This window comes from Thermococcus sp. 9N3, assembly GCF_012027685.1.
In the GTDB taxonomy this organism is placed as follows: Archaea; Methanobacteriota_B; Thermococci; order Thermococcales; family Thermococcaceae; genus Thermococcus; species Thermococcus nautili.
Genome location: NZ_SNUV01000003.1, coordinates 48,490 through 68,366, shown reverse-complemented (window position 1 = coordinate 68,366; position 19,877 = coordinate 48,490). Strand labels below are relative to the sequence as shown.

The 19,877-nt window shown below is 54.6% G+C and carries 21 protein-coding genes; 7 read left to right on the top strand and 14 right to left on the bottom strand.

What is annotated here, in order from left to right:
* Positions 1-95: 95 nt before the first annotated feature.
* The 3 genes from E3E30_RS09975 to purE all read left to right on the top strand — a co-directional run bounded on the left by E3E30_RS09975 (position 96) and on the right by purE (position 2,044).
* Positions 96-782, top strand: coding sequence for a hypothetical protein (locus tag E3E30_RS09975; RefSeq protein WP_346765918.1), 687 nt, complete (start codon positions 96-98; stop codon positions 780-782).
* Entirely contained in the window at positions 783-1,544 is a 762-nt protein-coding gene (locus E3E30_RS09970; RefSeq protein ID WP_167729460.1) for a hypothetical protein, read from the top strand.
* Between the two features lie 68 nt (positions 1,545-1,612).
* Positions 1,613-2,044 carry a 5-(carboxyamino)imidazole ribonucleotide mutase gene (gene purE, locus E3E30_RS09965; RefSeq protein WP_042691956.1) on the top strand — a complete coding sequence of 144 codons (432 nt, stop codon included), beginning with the start codon at positions 1,613-1,615 and terminating at the stop codon, positions 2,042-2,044.
* A gap of 309 nt (positions 2,045-2,353) precedes the next feature.
* Here the strand turns inward: purE and purT are convergent, their stop codons facing one another.
* The gene (gene purT, locus E3E30_RS09960) at positions 2,354-3,643 is read right to left on the bottom strand and encodes a phosphoribosylglycinamide formyltransferase 2 (protein WP_167729545.1); all 1,290 of its coding nucleotides are present in this window, start codon (positions 3,641-3,643) and stop codon (positions 2,354-2,356) included.
* A 126-nt stretch (positions 3,644-3,769) separates the two neighbouring features.
* Here purT and purM point away from each other — a divergent pair, with 126 nt between their 5' ends.
* Genes purM through E3E30_RS09945 form a run of 3 tightly spaced genes read left to right on the top strand, consistent with a single transcriptional unit; the run spans position 3,770 to position 6,032 of the window.
* Entirely contained in the window at positions 3,770-4,774 is a 1,005-nt protein-coding gene (gene purM / locus E3E30_RS09955; protein WP_167729544.1) for a phosphoribosylformylglycinamidine cyclo-ligase, read from the top strand.
* 32 nt (positions 4,775-4,806) lie between these two features.
* Entirely contained in the window at positions 4,807-5,871 is a 1,065-nt protein-coding gene (locus E3E30_RS09950; RefSeq protein ID WP_167729459.1) for a DUF835 domain-containing protein, read from the top strand.
* On the top strand, positions 5,868-6,032 hold the full coding sequence (locus E3E30_RS09945) for a hypothetical protein (RefSeq protein WP_167729458.1): 165 nt from the start codon (positions 5,868-5,870) through the stop codon (positions 6,030-6,032). Before E3E30_RS09950 ends, E3E30_RS09945 begins: the two co-directional genes overlap by 4 nt.
* Here the strand turns inward: E3E30_RS09945 and purC are convergent.
* Positions 6,004-6,711: a phosphoribosylaminoimidazolesuccinocarboxamide synthase gene (gene purC / locus E3E30_RS09940; RefSeq protein ID WP_084606332.1), complete on the bottom strand. Its 708-nt coding sequence runs from the start codon at positions 6,709-6,711 to the stop codon at positions 6,004-6,006. The two genes, E3E30_RS09945 and purC, sit on opposite strands and share 29 nt — an antisense overlap.
* Before the next feature lie 154 nt (positions 6,712-6,865).
* Between purC and purF the strand changes: the two genes are divergently transcribed.
* A complete protein-coding gene (gene purF / locus E3E30_RS09935) occupies positions 6,866-8,200 on the top strand; it encodes an amidophosphoribosyltransferase (protein WP_167729543.1) in 1,335 nt (444 codons plus the stop codon).
* 6 nt (positions 8,201-8,206) lie between these two features.
* Here purF and E3E30_RS09930 read toward each other — a convergent pair whose 3' ends face one another.
* From E3E30_RS09930 to E3E30_RS09875, 12 genes are all read right to left on the bottom strand, one after another.
* Positions 8,207-8,851, bottom strand: a complete 645-nt coding sequence (locus tag E3E30_RS09930; protein WP_042691967.1) for a nucleotidyltransferase domain-containing protein — start codon at positions 8,849-8,851, stop codon at positions 8,207-8,209.
* Positions 8,820-9,149 (bottom strand): hypothetical protein, encoded by a 330-nt coding sequence (locus E3E30_RS09925; protein ID WP_167729456.1) that lies wholly within the window; start codon positions 9,147-9,149, stop codon positions 8,820-8,822. The genes E3E30_RS09930 and E3E30_RS09925 overlap by 32 nt, the downstream gene beginning before the upstream one ends.
* A gap of 122 nt (positions 9,150-9,271) precedes the next feature.
* The gene (gene fdhF / locus E3E30_RS09920; RefSeq protein ID WP_167729455.1) at positions 9,272-11,260 is read right to left on the bottom strand and encodes a formate dehydrogenase subunit alpha; all 1,989 of its coding nucleotides are present in this window, start codon (positions 11,258-11,260) and stop codon (positions 9,272-9,274) included.
* A gap of 75 nt (positions 11,261-11,335) precedes the next feature.
* Complete coding sequence (gene pdxT, locus E3E30_RS09915) at positions 11,336-11,929, bottom strand: pyridoxal 5'-phosphate synthase glutaminase subunit PdxT (protein ID WP_167729454.1); 594 nt, start codon at positions 11,927-11,929, stop codon at positions 11,336-11,338.
* A gap of 33 nt (positions 11,930-11,962) precedes the next feature.
* Positions 11,963-12,970: a pyridoxal 5'-phosphate synthase lyase subunit PdxS gene (gene pdxS, locus E3E30_RS09910; protein WP_042691974.1), complete on the bottom strand. Its 1,008-nt coding sequence runs from the start codon at positions 12,968-12,970 to the stop codon at positions 11,963-11,965.
* 102 nt (positions 12,971-13,072) lie between these two features.
* On the bottom strand, positions 13,073-14,386 hold the full coding sequence (locus tag E3E30_RS09905) for an RNA-guided endonuclease TnpB family protein (RefSeq protein ID WP_042691063.1): 1,314 nt from the start codon (positions 14,384-14,386) through the stop codon (positions 13,073-13,075).
* Between the two features lie 142 nt (positions 14,387-14,528).
* Positions 14,529-15,365 (bottom strand): carboxylating nicotinate-nucleotide diphosphorylase, encoded by an 837-nt coding sequence (gene nadC / locus E3E30_RS09900; protein ID WP_167729542.1) that lies wholly within the window; start codon positions 15,363-15,365, stop codon positions 14,529-14,531.
* Positions 15,362-16,663, bottom strand: a complete 1,302-nt coding sequence (locus E3E30_RS09895) for an ATP-binding protein (protein ID WP_167729453.1) — start codon at positions 16,661-16,663, stop codon at positions 15,362-15,364. The genes nadC and E3E30_RS09895 overlap by 4 nt, the downstream gene beginning before the upstream one ends.
* A gap of 85 nt (positions 16,664-16,748) precedes the next feature.
* Positions 16,749-17,657, bottom strand: coding sequence for a quinolinate synthase NadA (nadA, locus tag E3E30_RS09890; RefSeq protein ID WP_167729452.1), 909 nt, complete (start codon positions 17,655-17,657; stop codon positions 16,749-16,751).
* A 59-nt stretch (positions 17,658-17,716) separates the two neighbouring features.
* Positions 17,717-18,190, bottom strand: a complete 474-nt coding sequence (locus E3E30_RS09885; RefSeq protein WP_167729451.1) for a type II toxin-antitoxin system VapC family toxin — start codon at positions 18,188-18,190, stop codon at positions 17,717-17,719.
* Entirely contained in the window at positions 18,174-18,374 is a 201-nt protein-coding gene (locus E3E30_RS09880; RefSeq protein WP_042691058.1) for an antitoxin family protein, read from the bottom strand. The genes E3E30_RS09885 and E3E30_RS09880 overlap by 17 nt, the downstream gene beginning before the upstream one ends.
* A gap of 46 nt (positions 18,375-18,420) precedes the next feature.
* Positions 18,421-19,818, bottom strand: a complete 1,398-nt coding sequence (locus tag E3E30_RS09875) for an L-aspartate oxidase (RefSeq protein ID WP_167729450.1) — start codon at positions 19,816-19,818, stop codon at positions 18,421-18,423.
* Positions 19,819-19,877 lie beyond the last annotated feature (59 nt).

Genomic DNA, 19,877 nt, shown 5'->3' with positions numbered 1-19,877 from the left:
TGGCTTTTTAAGATTTGTTTTTAGCTTCTTATGTCAATAAATGTGATGTTTATTGTTGGACATCAGAAGACCGGAAAGGCATTTATAATCCAAAGGTGTATATCGACGAGGGGATTGTCATGGACGGGACCGAGAGGGTTCTTCGAATGCTTCCCTGGGGCGGCGTGCTATCGCTGATTCAGGTGGCCCTTGAATCGGGAGGAGAACTCTTCTCCCTTCTGATGCTCAAAAAGCTCCTCGAACGCGAAGAAACAGTGTTCGTGTTTCTGTACGAACCATTCAGGGTCTTCGAGAACAACGCGAGGAATGTGGAGCTCGACGTTAGGGAGCACCTCGGTGACAACCTCCACATATTCGACGCGTTCGGCAGTGTCTACCACATCCCCCGCGAGGAGGAGGGAATCCACCAGCTCTCGGGCTACCTCGACGACTCTGTGTTCATAATAAAGCTGAGGGAGTGGGCCGTTAAGACCCTCGAATCCGGCGGGTGGAGTGACCTGTGGATTTTCACATACAACTCAACGGGCGTGTGCAAGCTCTTCAGGAGGCCCTACCTCGTTTACAGGATGATTTGGGCCATGAGGGAGCTTCTGCTCAACAGCGCCGGCAACAGGGGAACCGTCCTAACGCTGTCAGAGCCGGAGTGCCCGGATATAAGCGACCTTGCCTACGTCACTTCAGACGTGGTCATCGAGACCCACGTGGCCAACGGAAGGCGGGTTGGCGTAGTTACTAAGGGGCCAAACGAGGGCGAGGTGCTTGAGCTCTTCGGGGGTGATTGAATGCTGTCATGGGAAATCCCCGAGCTTGACGAGGCTCTGGGCGGGCTCAAAAAGCACTCTTTCGTCCTGATTCACGAGGCAGACCCGAGGGCCAGGGGCAAGGAGGTTCTCTTTCACATCCTCAGGGAAAAGCTCAGACGGGGGGACCTCGTGGGATACTTCAACATATCCTACCCCATACACGTCCTCATGAAGGCCTTCGAGGTCTCAGGAATAGACGTGAGGAAACACCTGAGTGAAGGGAACCTGGCGATAATAGACACCTTCGGGAGCTTCTACGATATAGTCAGCGATATCGAAGGTGTCTGGTACCTCAAAGGCTCCCTCTCGGCAGACGTCCTCCCCGCCAAGTACGTGGAGGTCGTTGAGGCTCACAAGAGGGCATGGGCAGAACGCGGAATGTTCGAAGGAAGGGAACTCTACGGGTTCGCGATGGACGTATCGGACTACATAGACATGCTCGGTGGAGAGTCCGAGACCCTGCGCTACCTCGAGATTTCGGCCGAGCTGAGGGCCAACGCGAGGGCCTACAGGGCGTACCCAAAGGGGACGAACTTCTGGCTTTGGGGAAGGAAGGGAAGCCCGCAGGTGCTGGCGTCCGTTTACAGACGCGCCACTTACGTTCTGCGCGTGAGGAGCGAGCTCAGCGGGAGCAAAGTTGTGAGGTACCTTGAGGTTCTCAAGGCCCCAGGAATGGGCACGGAGATGGAACGATTCACGTACCACTTTGAGAACGGCGTTCCCGTCCTGGAAATGATTTGACGTAAATTTGCTAAATTTTCCCGGAAAATTTTTAAAGTTTTAACTTTTTTATGTCAACGGTGATGGCCGTGAAGGTTCTGGTCGTTATGGGAAGCAAGAGCGACAGCCACATCGCAGAGAAGGTAACCACAGTCCTCGACGAGTTTGGTGTTGACTACGACGTCGAGGTTGCATCAGCACACAGAAACCCGAAAAAAGTTGAAGAGCTGGCAAAGAAGGACTACGACGTCTTCATAGCCATAGCAGGCCTCAGTGCCGCTCTGCCCGGCGTCATTGCCGCCCACACGGTTAAACCCGTTATCGGCGTTCCGGTTTCGGCCAAGCTCGGTGGCCTGGATGCCCTTCTCAGCATCGCGCAGCTTCCACCGGGAGTTCCAGTGGCGACGGTAGGAATAGACAACGGCAAAAACGCGGCCCTCTTGGCAATAGAAATTCTCGCACTGAAGGATGACGAACTCAGGCGGAAGCTCGAAGAGTACAGGGAGAAAATGAGAAGCTGATTCTCAATAACACCCATTTCAATTTTCATACCCTCTTATTTTAAACCGACAAAAAGGACTGATTCAAAACGGGGGATGAAGGGAAGACCCCCCGATTCTTAATTCCACCCCTTCTTTATTCGAGCCCTCTCCTCGATTACAACTTCCTTATTCTCAACCCTCAGGCCTGATTTCATCCCAAGGGTTCACGCCATATTGATGGCCATAAGATTTTTTAAATTTTTCGGATATCTTCCAATGGATTAGACCAAATCCGTACATGTGTTCAATGTACGGAATTTAACATAATGAACAAATGAAAACAAAAGGTCAGAGGAGGTGCTTCCTCTTCTCGTAATCCTGTCCATGCCAGTCAGAGGAGCGCGTTCTGAGCTCTATCATGTGGGCAACCATCTCAGCCTTCCTCTTAGCCTCCGCAACGTTCTTGTCCCAGGCTATAGCGACGCCCAAACGCCTCCCCGGGTAGGCCTCGGGCTTGCCGAAGAGCCTCACCGTGGCGTTAGGGACGCTTAAAGCCTTGGCCAATCCGCGGAACCTCGGAGAGTAGCCGGAGACGTTGGCCTTGATGACGTGGGTTGCCGCTGGAGTCAGGAGCGGGAACAGACGATAGCCGTTTACCCACTCGCCCGGAATCGGGAGGCCAAGGACGGCCCTGAGGTGAAGCCCGAACTCGGAGAAGCCGGTCGGATGGGAAGCTAACGTCACCATTCCGGTATCGTGGGGCCTCGGCGAGACCTCGTTGGCCCAGACCTTATCGCCCTTCACGAACATCTCGACGCCAAACAGTCCGAGACCGCCGAGGACGTCTGTTATGCGCTTCGCTATCCTGTAAACCTCGCGCTCCGCCTTCTCCGAGATTTCAGCCGGCTGCCAGCTGGAGTGGTAGTCGCCGTCAATCTGGTAGTGGCCGACAGGCTTCGGGAAGGTGGTAACTATCTCGCCGTTCTCATCGTAGTGCCTCACGGCCAGCTCGGTAATCTCTACGTCGAACTCTATGTGCTCCTCAACGATTATCTTGTCGGCGCTACCGCGGGCTTTCTTCTTCGCCTCCTCCCATGCCTTGGGGATATCTTCCGGGCCTTTAACGAAGTATGAACCCTTGCCCGAGGAGCTCATTATCGCCTTTGTGTGGCAGGGGTAGCCTATCTTTTCGCAGGCCTCGTAGAGTTCGTCGAGAGTAGTCGCGTAGGCGTAGCGTGAGGTTGGAACCTTAGCTTCCTTCGCAAGGGTTTCCCTCGTCCTCTCGCGGTGCATGGCAATCCAGGTCGCCTTCGCGTTCGGGACCACGAAGTAGCCGTCCTTCTCAAGCTCGAAGAGGGCATCAAGGTTAATCGCCTCAATCTCAGGGATTATCGCGTCGGGCTTCTCCCTCTCGACGACCGAGAATAGAAAGTCCGCGTTCCTCATGTCTCCCACGTAGGAGCGGTGGGCGACCTGCATAGCTGGAGCGTTGGCGTAGCGGTCAACGGCTACAACCTCCACGCCGAGCCTCTGAGCCTCAATCGCTATCTCCTTCCCGAGCTCACCGCTCCCGAGGAGGAGTATCTTCTGAGCTGAGTCGGTCATAGCGGTTCCGAGCTCATCGCGGGGCTTAATCATCCGCACCACCTCAAACGTCACAGTGTTTGACGTTTTAATGTTAAAAGCTTCGTATATTTAAGGGTTTTTTACCACAAAAACGGCAAACCTTTTAAGCCCCCGGTGGAACTCCCACCGGTGGTGCTCATGCTGACCTACGCCCAGGCCGGAGTTGATGACGAGAAAACTGCTAAAGCTTTGAGAAGCATCATAGGTCTCGCGAGGGAGACGTTCAGGTTCAGGAGGGGAAAGCCCGGGGAGCCCGCGGAAAACCTAGGCCACTACTCGGCCCTGCTCGACTTCGGAAACTTTTACCTCGCCATGACGACAGACGGCGTCGGAACGAAGGTTCTCGTCGCGGAAGCGGTTGGAAAGTTCGACACGATAGGGATAGACATGATAGCGATGAACGTGAACGACCTGCTCTGCGTTGGGGCTGAGCCTATAGCCCTCGTTGACTACCTCGCGGTGAAGCAGCCGGACGAGAAAATCTTTGCCGAGATAGCGAAGGGCCTCTACGCTGGAGCGGAGCAGGCGGGGATAGCGATAGTGGGCGGGGAAACGGCTGTGATGCCGGACCTCATGAACGGCTTCGATTTGGCCGGAACGGCAATCGGAACAGTCGAGAAGGGGAAGGTAATCACCGGCGAAAAGATAAAGCCCAGAGATGCCGTAATAGGAATTTCGAGCTCGGGAATCCACTCAAACGGATTAACTCTCGCGAGGAAGCTCCTCATTCCGAAGTACGGCCTCGACTACGAATACGAGGGAAGAAAGCTCTGGGAGTGGCTCCTTGAGCCGACGAGGATTTACGTGAGGGCGGTTCTTGAACTGCTCGAAAGGGTGGAAGTCCACGGTCTGGCCCACATAACCGGCGGCGGGCTTACGAACCTCAAGCGCCTCACGAACTACGGCTTCTCCCTTGAGATGCCCCCGATTGAGGGGATATTCAAGCTCATCCACGAGAACGGCGTTCCGCTGGAGGAGATGTTCAGGGTCTTCAACATGGGTGTGGGCTTCGTCGCGATTGTTCCCCAGGAGGAGAAGGAAGAGGCCCTGGAGATTCTCAACAAGCATTATGAGAGCTTTGAGCTCGGAAGGGTTACGGAGGGGCCTGGAATAAGGGTCGAGAACTTCGGCGTAAGACTTTAATTTAGGCAAACCAAAAGAGACCAGGTGGTGGAATGAACCTCCTGCTCGCGGGCCAGCTCTTCAGTTTTTCCCTCAAGGTGACGGCGGGGTTAGTCCTGCTTGCAGGCTGGAGGCGATACCGGAGGAACTCACTCCTCCTCTGGTCGCTCTTCTTCCTGAGTTCATCTCTCTCAATAGTCTCAGAGCTCCTTGGCTTCAATCTAGGGGTTCCCCTTTTCCAGGCAATCGGCGTTTCGTTCCTGGCAGGAGGCGTTGTTTCCCTCCTCGATGAGGAGGCCGTTGGGTTCCCCATACACTCCCTCAGGCTCACGGCGCTAACGTTGCCGTTTCTGGTTTCCGTCTATATCGTCCTATACGCCAAAGTGGTGCCGGACCCAAAGCCAATATACCTGTCCTACGGTGTAGCAGGAATCTTCTACGCCTTTGCAGGAGTTGTCCTCTGGGGTGTTAGGAGGTTCTATCCCCGCTCTGGAACGCTCCTGAGTGCCATAATAACCCTTCACGGAATTCACAAGATGGACTACCCATTCCTCAGGCCCGTCGAGTGGTTCGCGCCCATCGGGTTCACCCTCGGGGCAACGCTGAACGCCCTTGAGGTTGTAGCCTTCATCCACGTCGTCCTCTCCGAGAGGTTCAGGAACATCGTTGAGGCCGAGAAACCGGAGGTCGTGAAAAAAGGTGTCTTCATCGTGTCCCCGGACAGGTTCAGGGCGTACGTCGAGGCGCTCTCCGACTTCCCGGTTCTGGCCTTCGCGAGGAGGAGTGACTTCCCGGAGAGGTGGGAGGTTCACCTGCTGACGACCGTTGAGGGGCCGGGCAACATCGGGCCGACCCAGCTCCACAGAATAATCGAGAGAACCCGCTCCTATCTGGCGGAGGCCCACCGCGAGAACGTGACGGGAGTGGTCGTCATCGAAGGGCTGGAGTATCTGATGATGTACAACGACTTCCGCTCCGTCCTTAAGTTCCTCGCGACGCTCGCTGACTACATAGCCCTCTACGGTGGAATGCTGGTCTTAGTTCTCGATGAGAAGAGCTTCGACGAGAGGCAGCTTAAAACCCTCAGGCAGGTTCTCAACGTGGGTGAAGGCAAATGATGCTAACAGTAAGAAGGAAAGCCTTTCTGGAGGAACTCCCTGCGGTCGTTGAAGAGGCCGTTGAAACTTACGGAATCCGGCTGAGAAGGATAGAAATAGAGGAAGACGAGAAGGGCTGCTACACGGTTTTAATCAGCTATGAGTCGGAGATTCACCGATAAGCCTCTCGTAGAGCTTCTCGTAGGCCGAAATCAGGTCACCCTTGTCAAAGCGGAAGACGTCCTTGTCAAGGCTCTCCTTCGTCTCTGCGTCCCAGAAGCGGCAGGTGTCCGGGCTAATCTCATCCCCGAGGACTATCTCTCCCCTCTCGTTCTTCCCGAACTCGAGCTTGAAGTCCACGAGAATTATTCCGCGCTCGGCGAAGTACTTCCTGAGAACCTCGTTAACCTTGAGGGCTATTCTCTCCATCTCCCTGACTTCCTCCTCACTTACCCCCAAGACCTTGGCGTGGTAGTGATTAATCATCGGGTCGCCGAGGCTGTCGTCCTTGTAGTAGAGCTCAACTATCGGCTCCGGAAGCTCCGTGCCCTCCTCAAGGGGGAGGCGCTTCTTCAGGCTCCCGGCGACGACGTTCCTGACGACAACCTCGAGGGGGTACATCTTGAGCCTCTCAACGATGAGCCTGTTGTCGCCGGCGACGCCTATGAAGTGGGTCTTGATTCCGTTCTCCTCAAGAACCTTGAAGAGAACCGCGCTAATCTGGGCGTTGAGCCAGCCCTTACCCTTGAACTGGGCCTTCTTCTTGCCGTCGAAGGCGGTGGCATCGTCTTTGAACTCCATTATCGCCTTCCCATCGTCGAGCGGGATTACCTTCTTGGCCTTACCCTCGTAGACCTCCACTCGAATCACCAGTTCCATGTAAAACTAGCTCACTTTTAAGGATTTTTTTGCCATTTTAATGTCAAAACATGGGCAAAGCTTTTAAACACGGATGACTAAATTCGACCGGCTTAACGGAACGCCATTAACTTTCACGCGTCAACCGGTGGTGGCGATGCGAGAGAAGTGCGGAATCTTTGCAACGCTCTCAGAGAACTCCGCAAAGAAGGCCTACTACGCCCTGCTCGCCCTCCAGCACCGCGGACAGGAGAGCGCGGGAATAAGCGTCTGGCGGGGCAAGATAAGAACGGTTTCAGGCCTCGGTCTCGTCACCGACGTCTTCAGGGGAAAGGAGCTCGCAAAGCTCCGCTCGAACCTCGCAATAGCCCACGTCCGCTACTCGACGTCAGGCTCGCTCAACGAGACCCAACCCTTGGAAACGGAGTGCTGTGGAATGAGAATCGCGGTGGCGCACAACGGGACGCTCACCAACTTCAGGCCCCTCCGCGAGGGGTATGAAAAGCTCGGCGTCAGGTTCCGCCACTCGGTTGACTCCGAACTGCTCGGGATTTCCTTCCTCTGGCATCTCCGCGAGACCGGGGACGAATTCGAGGCCATGAAGGCCGTCTTTAACGAGGTTAAAGGCGCTTACTCCGTTGCACTCCTCTTCGACGGCAAAATCCTCGTGGCGAGAGACCCCGTTGGCTTCAGGCCCCTGAGCTACGGGACAGGGGATGGCCACTACTTCGCGAGCGAGGATTCGGCATTGAGGCTCTTCGTGGAGGAGACGAGGGACGTGAGGCCGGGAGAGGTCTTCCTCCTCTCGGAAAACGGCGTCGAGAGCAGGGTTCTCGCCAGGGAAAGCCACCACCACTGCGTTTTCGAGTACATCTACTTCGCGAGGCCGGACAGCGTCCTTGATGGGACAAACGTTTACAGCGCGAGGGTCAGAATGGGACAGGAGCTGGCGAGGGAGAGCCCGGCTGAGGGAGACGTCGTCATAGCGGTTCCCGACTCTGGAAGGGCCGCCGCTCTGGGCTTCTCGCAGGAGAGCGGAATTCCCTACGCCGAAGGCCTGATAAAGAACCGCTACATCGGGAGGACCTTCATAACGCCGGGCCAGTTCAACCGCGAGCTGAAGGTCAAGCTCAAGCTCTCGCCTGTTAAGGAAGTTGTGGCCGGGAAGAGGGTCGTCTTAGTTGACGATTCCATAGTCAGGGGCACGACGATGAAGAGAATCGTCGCGATGCTCAGGAAGGCCGGCGCGAGGGAAGTCCACGTCAGAATAGCCTCACCGCCGATAAGGTACCCCTGCTACATGGGCATCGACATCCCCACGAGGCACGAACTCATAGCGGCCTTCAGGGGGGTGGAAAAGGTCAGGGAAGCGATAGGGGCCGACAGCCTGGCTTACCTCAGCGTTGAGGGCCTGAAGAGGGCCGTCGGCAGGGAAGACCTCTGCACGGCCTGCCTCACCGGCGAGTATCCCGAGTGGGCGTTCAGGTTTTAATCGATGTCAAAACTTGTAGAACAAGTCGGCTCCCTTCAGGATTGTGAAGGCTTCATATTTTACACCCCAAAGCTCCAAGAAGTCCCTGAAGCGGTAAGTGTGCTCTATTGGAACGACAACTACCCAAGCCCCCCACTGTTCACCGTTCAGCTCCTTGAGGAGGCCACTCTTCATGTCCCTGCCCTTGAGTGCGTACTGAAAGCGAACCCTGTCCTTTCGCGGAAGGCCCTCAAGGGTGAAGCGGAAGAGAGTATATGCTTTTCCGTTCATGAGCTCAGCCATTGGTTCGTTCTTTGTGAGGGAAAATCCTTCTATTATCACTCCCAGGCTTGCAAGATTGTTGGGGTCGAAGAGCTCTTCAAGGCTCATGGCTCTGATGTCGAGTTTGGCCTTTGGGAGTATTTTGGAGAGCTCTCTTTTGAGTTCAAAGATGAGATTCCTAAGCTCCAAGGCTGAAAGTTTTGTCTTCGTCAATATCATGAGGTCGAAGTCTTTGGGGTTTTCTTTCCCGAGGACTGTCGAACCATAGAGGACGACGTCGAATACTTCTTCATGGCTTTCCACGAACCTTTTGACGGTTTCATGAAGTGCTTCTGGTGGGGTAAAAAATTGAGAGAATTCAAAGCTGAGAGTAGAGGTTGCGGACGTCATTTTTCAACACCTCCACCCATTCTTTTGTGGCCCTCATGAGGTAGGCTTTGCGGTAGTTGTTAAAGTGGAAGTCCACGATGTCGTAGATGTCCGGATACTTCTCTTCGAGGATTCTGAAGCGTTCACTGTGGTTTCTCGGGAGTTTACCCGTGTCGCGAAGGATTATGTAGTCGCAGATTGCCACGAGGGCTTTGAAGTAGAGGTTGAGGGCCGAGTTGTAGTGGCCTTTGTTGTAGAGGTAGTCAGCATCCTCAAGGTATTCCTGAGCGTTGGCCTTGAGTTCATCGAGGTTTACCATGTCTATCCCTCGTTATCATGATAACGAAAGACTCATATATAAGCTTTGAGGTTTACATGATAACAATTAAGAAAGAAAACCATTGGAATGTTGTCATGATAACAAAAGAAGCGCTGAGCATATCATGGGGTATTCATTTTTCTAACCCTGCACGCCGAGAACTTGAACTCGGGCGTTCCGGCCTTGTTCAGGGCCGGACTGGTAATCCTGTTCGCCTTGAAGTGGAAGGGGATTGCAACGACCCCCTCAGGGACACCGCCGACCTTCGCGCGCATTCTTATTCTCCCGCGCCGCGTCTCTATCTCCACCCAGTCGCCGTCGCGGATTCCAAGTCTTTCCGCGTCGCGCTCATTGATTAAAGCCCTCGGCTCCCCCATGAGCTTCACGAGCGAGGGACTTCTCAGCGTCATCTCCCCCGTGTTGTAGTGGCTCATCAATCTGACGGTCGTTAGAACCAGCGGAAACTCCTCGTTCGGCCCCTCCCAGGGTGAAATCCTCTCGACCGCGACGAGCCTCGCCTTTCCGTCGGGCGTCGCGAACTCCCACGTGTGCAGCCTCTTCCTCGGCAGGAATATTCCCCCGCCGTTCTTCAGCTCATCAACGCTCCTCTCCTCAAGCTCCGGGAAAAGGCGGAAGTATTCTGCCGTTATCTCCTCAACGCCCGCGTAGGTGAAGCCCGGAAGCCCGAGCGCCCGGCCGAGCATCGCTAAAATCTCCCAGTCGGGCTTTGAGTCGGCGTAGGGCTCGCAGACCTTGTGGCTCCACTGGATTCTCCGCTCGCTGTTCATGTATGAGCCCTCCTTTTCGCAGAAAGCCGAGGCAGGGAGGATGTAGTGGGCGTAGCGGGCGGTTCTCGTCATGAAGATGTCCTGGACGACGAGGAGGTCGAGCTTTCTCAACGCCCGTCTCACGCGCGTAAAGTCGGCCTCGCTCACCGCGGGGTTCTCACCGACGATGTAGAGGGCCTTTAGGTCACCCCTTTCGATGGCCTCCCACAGCTCCGTCAGGTAGAGCCCCCTCTCGGTCGGCAGGTCGTCAACGCCCCAGAGCGAGGCAACGCGCTTTCTAAAGCGTTCGTCGGTGAGAGGGACGTAGCCGGGCAGGAACTCGCTCAGCGCACCCATATATGCCGCTCCCTGAACGTTGTTCTGCCCGCGCATAGGGTAGAGGCCGCCCTTTTCCCCGATGTAGCCGAGGAGCAGTGCGAGGTTTATCACCGCCAGAACGTTTTCAACGCCAGAGACGTGCTGGGTTAGGCCCATTCCCCACATTATGGCCCCGCTTCCGGCCAGCGCGAAGGCCCTCGCGACCTCCCGTATCGTCTCCGCGGGAATTCCGGTTACGCTCTCCGCGTACTCGGGGGTGTACTTCATAACAGCCATCCTGACCTCGGAGAAGCCCTTCGTCCTGCCCTTCACGAACTCCTCGTCGTAGAGCTCTTCCCCGATTATAACGTGGGCAATTGCGTTGGCCAGGACTATGTCCGTCCCGGGCTTTATTATGAGTTTGTAATCCGCAAAGGCCATCGTCCGCGTTTCCCTGACGTCCACGACGATTATTTTAGCCCCCCTTCGTTTGGCCTTCAGGATGTAGTCCATGACGACTGGATGCGTCTCGGCCGGATTGTAGCCCCATATCAGGACGGCGTTGAAGTTCTCTATGTCCTCGTAGGGGTTCGTCTGCGCGCCGGTTCCGACGGCGAGCTTGAGCGCGTGAACGCTCGCCTCGTGGCACAGCCTTGCGCAGTTGTCTATGTTGTTCGTGCCGAAGAGGCGTGCAATCTTCTGGAGGAGGTAGTTCTCCTCGTTGCTGATTTTCGAAGACGCTATGAACGCCACCGCGTCCGGGCCGTAGAGCTCCCTTATCTCGAGAAGTTCATTCGCTATCTCGCCAATCGCCTGTCCCCAGCTGAGCGGGCGAAGGGAGCTTCCCTCGCGCTTCAGAGGCCTTTTCAACCTGTCCTTCGAACGAACGAATTCAAGCGCGTACAGCCCCTTCGGGCAGAGCTTTCCCCTGTTGGGTTCGCCAGGATACGGCTTTACCTTCCACCCGTCCCTGTCTATGATGAGCCTGCACCCAAAGCCGCAGTAGGGACACACAACCGTCTTCACGCTACCACCGTATTGGCAAGAAAAAGTCAAAATTAAAAAGTTTTCTGGCCAAAATTGAGTAGAATTTGTTAAAAATCAAAGCGCCTTTTTCAGAAAGTACTCGTGAACCCTCGTGTCATCCGTCAGCTCCGGATGGAATTCGAGGCCAATTAAGTTGTCCTGCTCGACGCCGACAACCCTGTCGCCGAGCCACGCGATGGGCTTCACCTTATCGCTGAGGAGCTCTACTATCCTCGGGGCGCGTATAAAAACTCCCGGAAACGGCTCGTCGCTGAAGGCAAGCTTTATCGGCGCCTCAAAGCTGTCCACCTGCCTTCCATAGGCGTTTCTGTTCACTTTAACGTCGAGGAGCTCAAGGAACCTCTGCTCCGGCGTTGCCCCGATGACGTCTTTGGAGAGCATTATGAGGCCGGCGCACGTTCCCATTATAGGCAGACCTTCTTCGCCAAGCTTCTTAACGGGCTCAAGAAGCCCGGTCTTGACCATGAGCCTCGATATCGTCGTGCTCTCCCCACCGGGAATTATGATTGCCGATATTCCTTCAAGCTGTTCCGGCTTTCTGAGCCAGATTACTTCACCGGTGACGCCGAGGTTCTCAAGGGCCCTTTTGCTCGCCTCGATGTGCTCGCTGACGTCGCCCTGAAGGCCTATAACGCCTACCTTGACCATTTCAATCCCTCCCGTGTGGAAAAAGGAGAAGAGTCAGACGCCCCTCTCCTCGAGGCGAACTTCAAGCTCCTCGATGTCCTGACCCTTCATGGGCTCGCCGATTTCCTTGCTTATCTCAACGAGAACGTCGGGCTCGTCCCAGTGGTTGACGGCCTCGACTATGGCCCTGGCCATCTTCTCGGGGTTGGAGCTCTTGAAGATACCAGAGCCGACGAAGACGCCGTCCATGCCCATCTGCATCATCAGAGCCGCGTCAGCTGGAGTTGCAACTCCGCCGGCCGCGAAGTTAACGACCGGAAGGCGACCGAGCTTCTTTATCTCAAGGAGAACCTTGTAGAGGCCGTCAACGATTTCGCGGTAGGTGTAGTGTCCGTAAATCGGCTCGTTCTCGAGAACCCTTGCCGGAAGCCCGGCTATCTCCTTGACGTTGAGGGCGAGCCTGAGGTAGGGCTCGGCGAACTTTTCGGCAACGCCGTAGACCTGCTCATCGGTCATGGCCTGAATCTGCCTTATTCCCTCCGCGACGAGGCGGACGTGCCTGACGGCCTCGACGATGTTGCCGGTTCCTGCCTCGCCCTTGGTTCTAATCATTGCGGCCCCTTCCCATATCCTCCTCACGGCCTCACCGAGGTTCCTGGCACCGCAGACGAAGGGAACGGTGAACTCGCGCTTGTCGATGTGGAAGAACGGGTCGGAAGGAGTGAGAACCTCGCTCTCGTCAATCATGTCAACTCCCAAAGCCTCGAGTATCTTTGCCTCGGCGACGTGGCCGATTCTGACCTTTGCCATGACAGGAATCGTAACAGCGTCCATTATCTCCTGAATCTTCTCAATAGGCGCCATCCTCGCGACTCCGCCGGCCTTTCTAATGTCGGCCGGGACGCGGTGGAGGGCCATAACGGAAACGGCTCCCGCCTCTTCCGCAATCCTCGCCTGCTCGGCGTTGGTAACGTCCATGATGACTCCGCCCTTGACCATCTTGGCGAAGCCCCTCTTGAGCCTCTCCGTTCCCTTGGCCTCGATAACCTTCAGCTTGTCCATCCTCACCACCTCATTCAGATGAACGTTTTAGTGGATTATAAGCCTTGCCACCAGCAATGACGGATTTTCCTGACCTCCTCCCCTGCCAAGGCGAGGTTCAGCTCAACCCCTCGCCAACGGCGGGGAGGTTTGAGGGGTTCTCATTAAGGAACCCGTTGGAACGGGTTCTTCGAACCCCTCTGGCCGGGCCTTCGGCCAATTACCCCTCCTCTGAGCGTAAAGCCCGCTCAGATTCGGGGTTATGGTTTCCACAACCTTCTTCAAAATGTTAAACGCTCCAACTAAATCCGCGTTAAAAACAAGCCCCATTGCGGGACACTTAAATAATCCCCTAACAAACCTCGCCCCCTCATGAGGCTTCCCGCAAACAGGGCAGGTTTTCGAAGTGAAGGCCTCACCAACAATCACAACACGAATACCATACTCCTCAGCAACCTTTGTAAGGCGTTTGATAACCGTATTGAACCGCCAAACGTGGGAAAGGAGAAAATTCTGCCTCTTGCCTCTATCAGAATTCCTCGCTATTCCTTTCGGATAGCCGACGACAATCTTAGAAACGCCTAAATCATAGAGCTTCTTAACCGTTTGCCTCACCGCCGTGTTGATGTAGTGTTTAGCCTGAAGTTTGGCCTTCTCATGCATTTTCTTGAGTTTCCTACTCGTTTTAGCCCCAGACTTGTTGAGTTTTGACTGATACTCAGCGATTTTTCTCCGCCAGTAGAAGTCAATGCTTTTAAGCGGTCTTCCATTGACCAGAAAGCTTTGTCCGTTCTCCACATAAACGGCCATGAGATTGTTCACGCCCAAGTCAATTCCTGCTGAGAGGCTTCCTTTAGGTTGCCTTGGAACACTAACCCATTCCTCGTCCTCAAGTTTTTCCTCAACGGTGAGGCTCACGTGAGCATACCATTTTCGCTTTATGGGGTCAAAGGTTATTTCCAACCGCCCTTGCTTACCCTTCAAGTGTATTCTGCCCTTGAATTGAATTTCGAGGCGTCTGAACTTCCCAAGGCCTTTTAGAATGAGCTTGTTTCCTTCAATCTTGTACTGGTCGTTTCTGAGAATGATTAAGGGTTTTCTCTTCCCGTCTTCTCTCAGGTAGTTTGGTGGTTTTGGTTTGAGCCAGTTAGGGAGTTCCCCGTTCCTATTCTTCCGGAGGAGCGAAAAGAAGCTTCGCCAAGCTTCCGCATTTTTACGACAGATTTGTTGGATGGTTGCAGAACCGATTTCCCGCTTGAATTCTCTGTAAATAGTCTTCTCGGTTGAATTAAAGTCCACGATTTGCTCTTTGAAGAATTGTTGCCTTCTCAGGTAGTTTACCCTGTTCCAGACTTTTACTCCAAGGTCAGCTAACTGGTGGAGGATTTTTGCTTGTTCTTTTGATGGTTGAAGTTTTACTGTTACTGTTCTCTTCATTTCAAAGTATGGTATGGAGTTTGGGCTTTAAAAGAGTGTTGCTTTCCTGCTTTATGGCTTGTCGGGTGGTTTACAGCATCCTCACCCTAAAGGGCGAGGCTTTTAAAAATGTTCAAAAAATGGCACGAAAAGCCGAAAAGGTTCACTCAAGTTTTGACAGAATCTCAAGGCTCACGTCGAAGTTCTTAACCGAGTGGGTGAGGTAGCCAAGGCTTATGACGTCGATGTCGAGCCCTGCATACTCCTCAATGTTCTCCGGCGTTATGCCCCCAGAGACCTCGATTTTCACCCTATCGCGCAGGCCTTCGCGCTTTAGAGCCTCAATCGTCTCGGCTATCTCGGCTGGACTCATGTTGTCGAGCATTATCACGTCCGCCCCGGCCCTTGCCGCTTTGAGAGCATCTTCAAGGCTCTCGACCTCGACCTCCACGACCTTGTAAACGCTGAAGGCTTTAGCGCGCCTTATTGCTTCTTCCAGGGGGACTAAAGCCAGATGGTTGTCCTTGATGAGTATCGCGTCGCTCAGCGAGAAGCGGTGAGGTTCTCCACCGCCGATGAGTATGGCCCTCTTGTCTATCGGCCTGAGAAGGCTCTTCCTCGTGCCGGCTATCCGAACCTTCGGGTTTACCGCCTTAACTTTCTCGACGAGCCGCCTGACCTCGGTCGCGATACCGCTCATCCTGCCCATGATGTTGAGAGCCGTCCTCTCGACGAGCAGAATGGCCCTCGCGTCTCCCTCAAGCTCGAGGATTACGTCTCCCCTCCTCACGTCCTCGCCGTCGCGTTTTCTGACCGAAACCTTGACGCCAAAGTGCTCGAAGAGGGCTTTAGCTTCTTCAACGCCCGCTATAACGCCGTTCTGCTTTGCGATGATTACCGCTTTGGCTCTGGTTCCCTCAGGAATCACAGCCTCGCTCGTGACGTCTCCAAAGGGGGCATCTTCCTCAAGAAATCTGAGCAGGTATGAAACCGGCATCATTCCCATTCACCTCCCAGCAGGAACTTCCAGAGGGGCAAGAGCCGAACCTTCTTCCCCTCCACCTCGATGGTATCGTCTCGCTCCCAGTTTATTATCGCTAGGCTGTCACAGTCGAGCTTCTCAGAGGCGCTCATAAGCGCCGAAACCTCCCGCTCAAACGTTTCGGGTTCGTCAATGGAATAGCTCACCTGTATCAGCCCGGAAACAATGCCGTCCTCAACCACGACAAAATCAACTTCCCTGCCCCGCTCGTCCTTGAAGTAGTAAAGCTCCCTCTCCCGCCTCCTGAGTTCAAGGAAAACGGCGTTCTCCATAAGTCTGCCGATGCTCCCTCCCGAACGGGGGGAGTAGGCGTTTATCAAACCGGAGTCAATGATGTAAACCTTTGGGAGGCTTTTCTCAATCTCCCTAAGGTTGTGGGAGAACTTCCTGAGCGGGAAAACGAGATAGGCCTCTTCAAAGTACTCGAAGTAGCTGTAGAGGGTGTTTCTGCTCACCTCGACCCCCATTCCCTTCATGTATCTGGCCGTTTTGTTTACCGAAAACTCCTTGGCAAAGGATGCCATGAGGAGCTTTAAAAACAGTCGAATTGCCTTCAGGTTCTTCACGTTGTGCCTCTCGACCACGTCGCGGTAGAGCATCACGTCAATGTACTCAGATAGGGTCTTCCTCTTTAGGAAGGAGTCATCGAGCAGAACGACCTCGGGAAAGCCACCAAACTCAAGGTACTCCCTCAGGAAGGCCTTTATCCTTGCCTCGTCTCTCGTGGAGATGTATCTGCTCGGGGTAAAGCCCTTCGCCCTCAGGAACTCACGAAAAGAGAAGGGAAACATCTCGAAGGTGAGCGTTCTTCCTCGCAGTGCTGATGCGACTTCCCTGCTCAGGAGCTTTGAAGAAGAACCCGTCAGATAGACCCTGAAGCCGTCCCTCTCAAGGGCTCTCTTGACGAAGAGCTCCCAGTTTTCAACCTCCTGGACCTCATCAAGGAAGAGGTACTTCTCCTCGGCATCGGGGAAGAGCTCATAGAAGACCTTTACGAGAGTCTGGAGGTCGTCAAGGCTCGGCGGATATATCCTGTCGTCGTCGAGGGGGAAGAAAATGGCCGCCTTACCTTCACTCCTCAGCCTGGAGAACTTCTGTAGGATGTAGAATGTCTTTCCGGCCCTCCTCGGCCCGATTATAGTTACTGCCTTGTTCACCGCCAGGTCATCGGGGACATTGAGTTCACGTTCGATGCCATCGACGCTGAGATTGAGATAGTCCATTACTACTTGTGCTATGACTTCCTCACGACTCATGTTAAGTGAAAAGGTAAAAATCCTTAAAAAGTTTCCCTCCCAACTTAACAAAAATCCCGAAATCTTGCACTCCCAACTTAACACCTCAGCTCATCTCAAGCATTTTCTCGATGGCCTTCCTGGCCTTCTCGGCTATCTCATCTGGCACTTCCACGCGGTATTTCATGTCCCTGAGCGACTCGTAAACGCTCTGGAGCGTTATCGCCTTCATTCCAACGCAGACGGCGTCCTCCCTCGCGGGATAGAACTTTATATTCGGGTAGAGCTTGCTCAGCCTGTAAACCATCTCCCTCTCGGTGAAGACGACCCACTCGCCCCACTCCGGCGCGTGCCGTATCATTCCGCCGGTGGAGACTATTATGTCGGCCCTTTCCTGAACCTCCGGCTCGCACTCGGGGTGAACCATGAGCTTTGCCTCCGGGTGAAGCTTCCTCGCGCGCTCAACGTCTTCAACCGTGAACTTCCTGTGGACGTAGCAGTGGCCGTTGGAAGGGACTGGGATTACCTTCTTCCCGGTCATCCTCGCGACGTAGCTTCCTAAGTTCTTGTCCGGACCGAAGATGACGACGTCGGAATCGAGCTTTTCGACGATTTTGACAGCGTTGGCGGAGGTAACGGTTACGTCGGCGTAGGCCTTTGCCTCGGCGGTTGTGTTCACGTAGAGGACGACGGGAGCGTTAGGATACTGCCTCTTAGCTTCAAGTATGTGCTCGACCTTGAGCATGTTGGCCATCGCGCAGGTGGCCCTTCTCTCGGGCAGGAGAACGGTCTTTTCGGGGTTGAGGATTTTAGCGGTCTCGGCCATGAAGTCAACGCCCGCGAAGACTATGACATCGGCATCAACGTTTATGGCCTTCCTCGCGAGTTCGAGGCTGTCCCCAAGGAAATCCGCCACGTCCTGAACCTCGGGAAGCTGGTAGTTGTGGGCCATGATTATCGCGTTGCGCTCCTCCTTAAGCCTCTCAATCTCGGCAATCAGCCTCTCCTTGTCCATTTCACACCCCTCAGCGGGGGTAGAAGAGGGGAATTAAAAGGGTTTTTGGACACCTTTGGTTATGGGGGACTCAGGACATCCCTGAGATGTTCTTCTGTGGTCTCCCTCAGGAGCAGTGGAGTGACCCCAATGCTTTCCGCGTGTCTTGCCATCTTAACGTCATCGGTTATCAGAAGGCCACCCATTAGCTTTGCAAGTGCAATGAAGTATGTATCGAATCCAGAAGCTCCAGTAAGGGAGGCAACATCGAGGGCTTCCTCAAAAATCTCATCTTCTCCAATTACTGAGTAAGAAATCGAAAGGGATTCAACAACTTGAGGAATGACGTCTCTGTGGCCGTTTCTCCTGAGCACGCTGGCAATTTCCACAAGCCCGGCTCTTGGAAGAGAGACCTCGTGATTATCGCACAGTTTAACAACGAGTTTTGCCTTTCTGTGTGTTTCCAGCTCTCTTTGATAAATATCCTCAGGCAGACCTTTCCGAGGGAGTAACAGAGCTTTTGCCAAGACACTGGTGTCAAGAATCACCCTCATCTCTACCCCTCACAGAATCAATGGTTTCATCAACGTTCTCCTTAGCCTCAAGCTCCAGCTCATCAATAAGCTCAGAGAACCTTTTCTCTTCAATGTAAATCACTATTCGCTTTGATGGAAGCGAGAGGGGTTTGAGGGGCTTTATAACACCGTTCTCATAAACGGCCTCAATCACCTTAGGCATTTTCTCACCATCGAAACTTCGACTTGAGAATTTAAAAGGTGAATGGTCAGAGCCTGCACTTCCCATCGAAAAAGCTCGGCCTCTCGAAGGCCTTTCTCATAGCCGGAAAGTCCTCGCGGTAGTGGCTTCCCCTGCTTTCTTCCCTCGCGAGTGCACACTCGAGAACGCCCCTCGCGAGCAGTTTCAGCCTCGGGTCGGCCTCGATTCCCTCAAGTTCCCTGAGGCCATCCCTGAGGGTTTTCGCGCTCCTGACGATTCCGGCTTTTTCCCAGAGAAGCTCCCGAAGTGAGTCAACGTCCCCGGCCTCGTAGCCGTGATATGCCGGCTCCTTAACCTCCCTGCACCTCGGCCTTTCCCTCGCTATCGTCCTTGCAACTTCAAGGCCAGAAACAAGGCACTCGAGGAGGGAGTTGCTCGCTAATCTGTTTGCCCCGTGGAAGCCGTTGCTCATGGCCTCGCCTATCGCGTAGAGGTTCCTCACGGGCGTTCTATACCAGAGGTCAACCGCTATTCCCCCCATCGTGTAGTGGGCTATCGGTGAGACGGGTATTGGGTCCTTAGAGGGGTCTATCCCGTCCCTCCGCAGGAAAGCGTATATCTGCGGGAAGCGCTTCTTGAAGTTCTCTATCCCGGTCGCGTCGAGGAAGACTTTCTTCCCCTCTTGCATCTGGCGGTAGATTGCCCTCGCCACGATGTCCCTCGTCGCCAATTCGTTCACGAAGCGCTCTCCCTCGTCCGTTACGAGCTTGGCACCGGCTCCCCTAACGGCCTCGCTTATCAGGAAGACGCCGTTCTTTCCGATGTACCCGGTTGGGTGGAACTGGACGAACTCCAAATCGCGAGCGGGGACGCCTTTCATGAGCGCGTCGCCGATGAGAAGGCCGGTGTTCTCCGGGGAGCCCGCTGTAAACTTGAAGAGCCCCGAGAAACCGCCGGAAGCTATAACAGTCGCGTCGAAGCGGAGGAACTCACCCTCGACGAAGACGCCGTAGGCCTTTCCCCTCTTTATCACGAGCTCATTAGCCTTTCCCCTGACGAAGTGAACACCGAGCTCCCTGGCGCGGAGGTGGAGGAGCTTTGTGATGTGCTTGCCGGTCTCGTTCCTAATCGTGAAGACCCTGCCGAACGAGTGGCCACCTTCGGTCTCGCTCGCCTCGAACTTCAGGCCGAGGGAGAGCAGGAAGTCGTAGGCCTCGCTCCCCTTCGAGATTACGTTCCAAACGACCTCGCGGTCGTTGATATACTTTCCGGCTTTGATTGTATCGAGAACATGAGCTTCAAGCGAATCGCCTTCGAGAACCGGAAAGGCTATCCCGGCCTGAGCGAGGTATGAGTTGCTCCTCCTGATTCCGGGGCCGATGAGAGTGACCTCAAAACCCCTCTTGGCGAGCGCTATGGCGGAGGTTAAGCCAGCTATTCCATCGCCGACGATTCCAATTTTCATCTCACCACCCGGGGAAAGAAGAGGAGAGGTGCTTAAACGGTTTTCTGATTCTCGGAGGA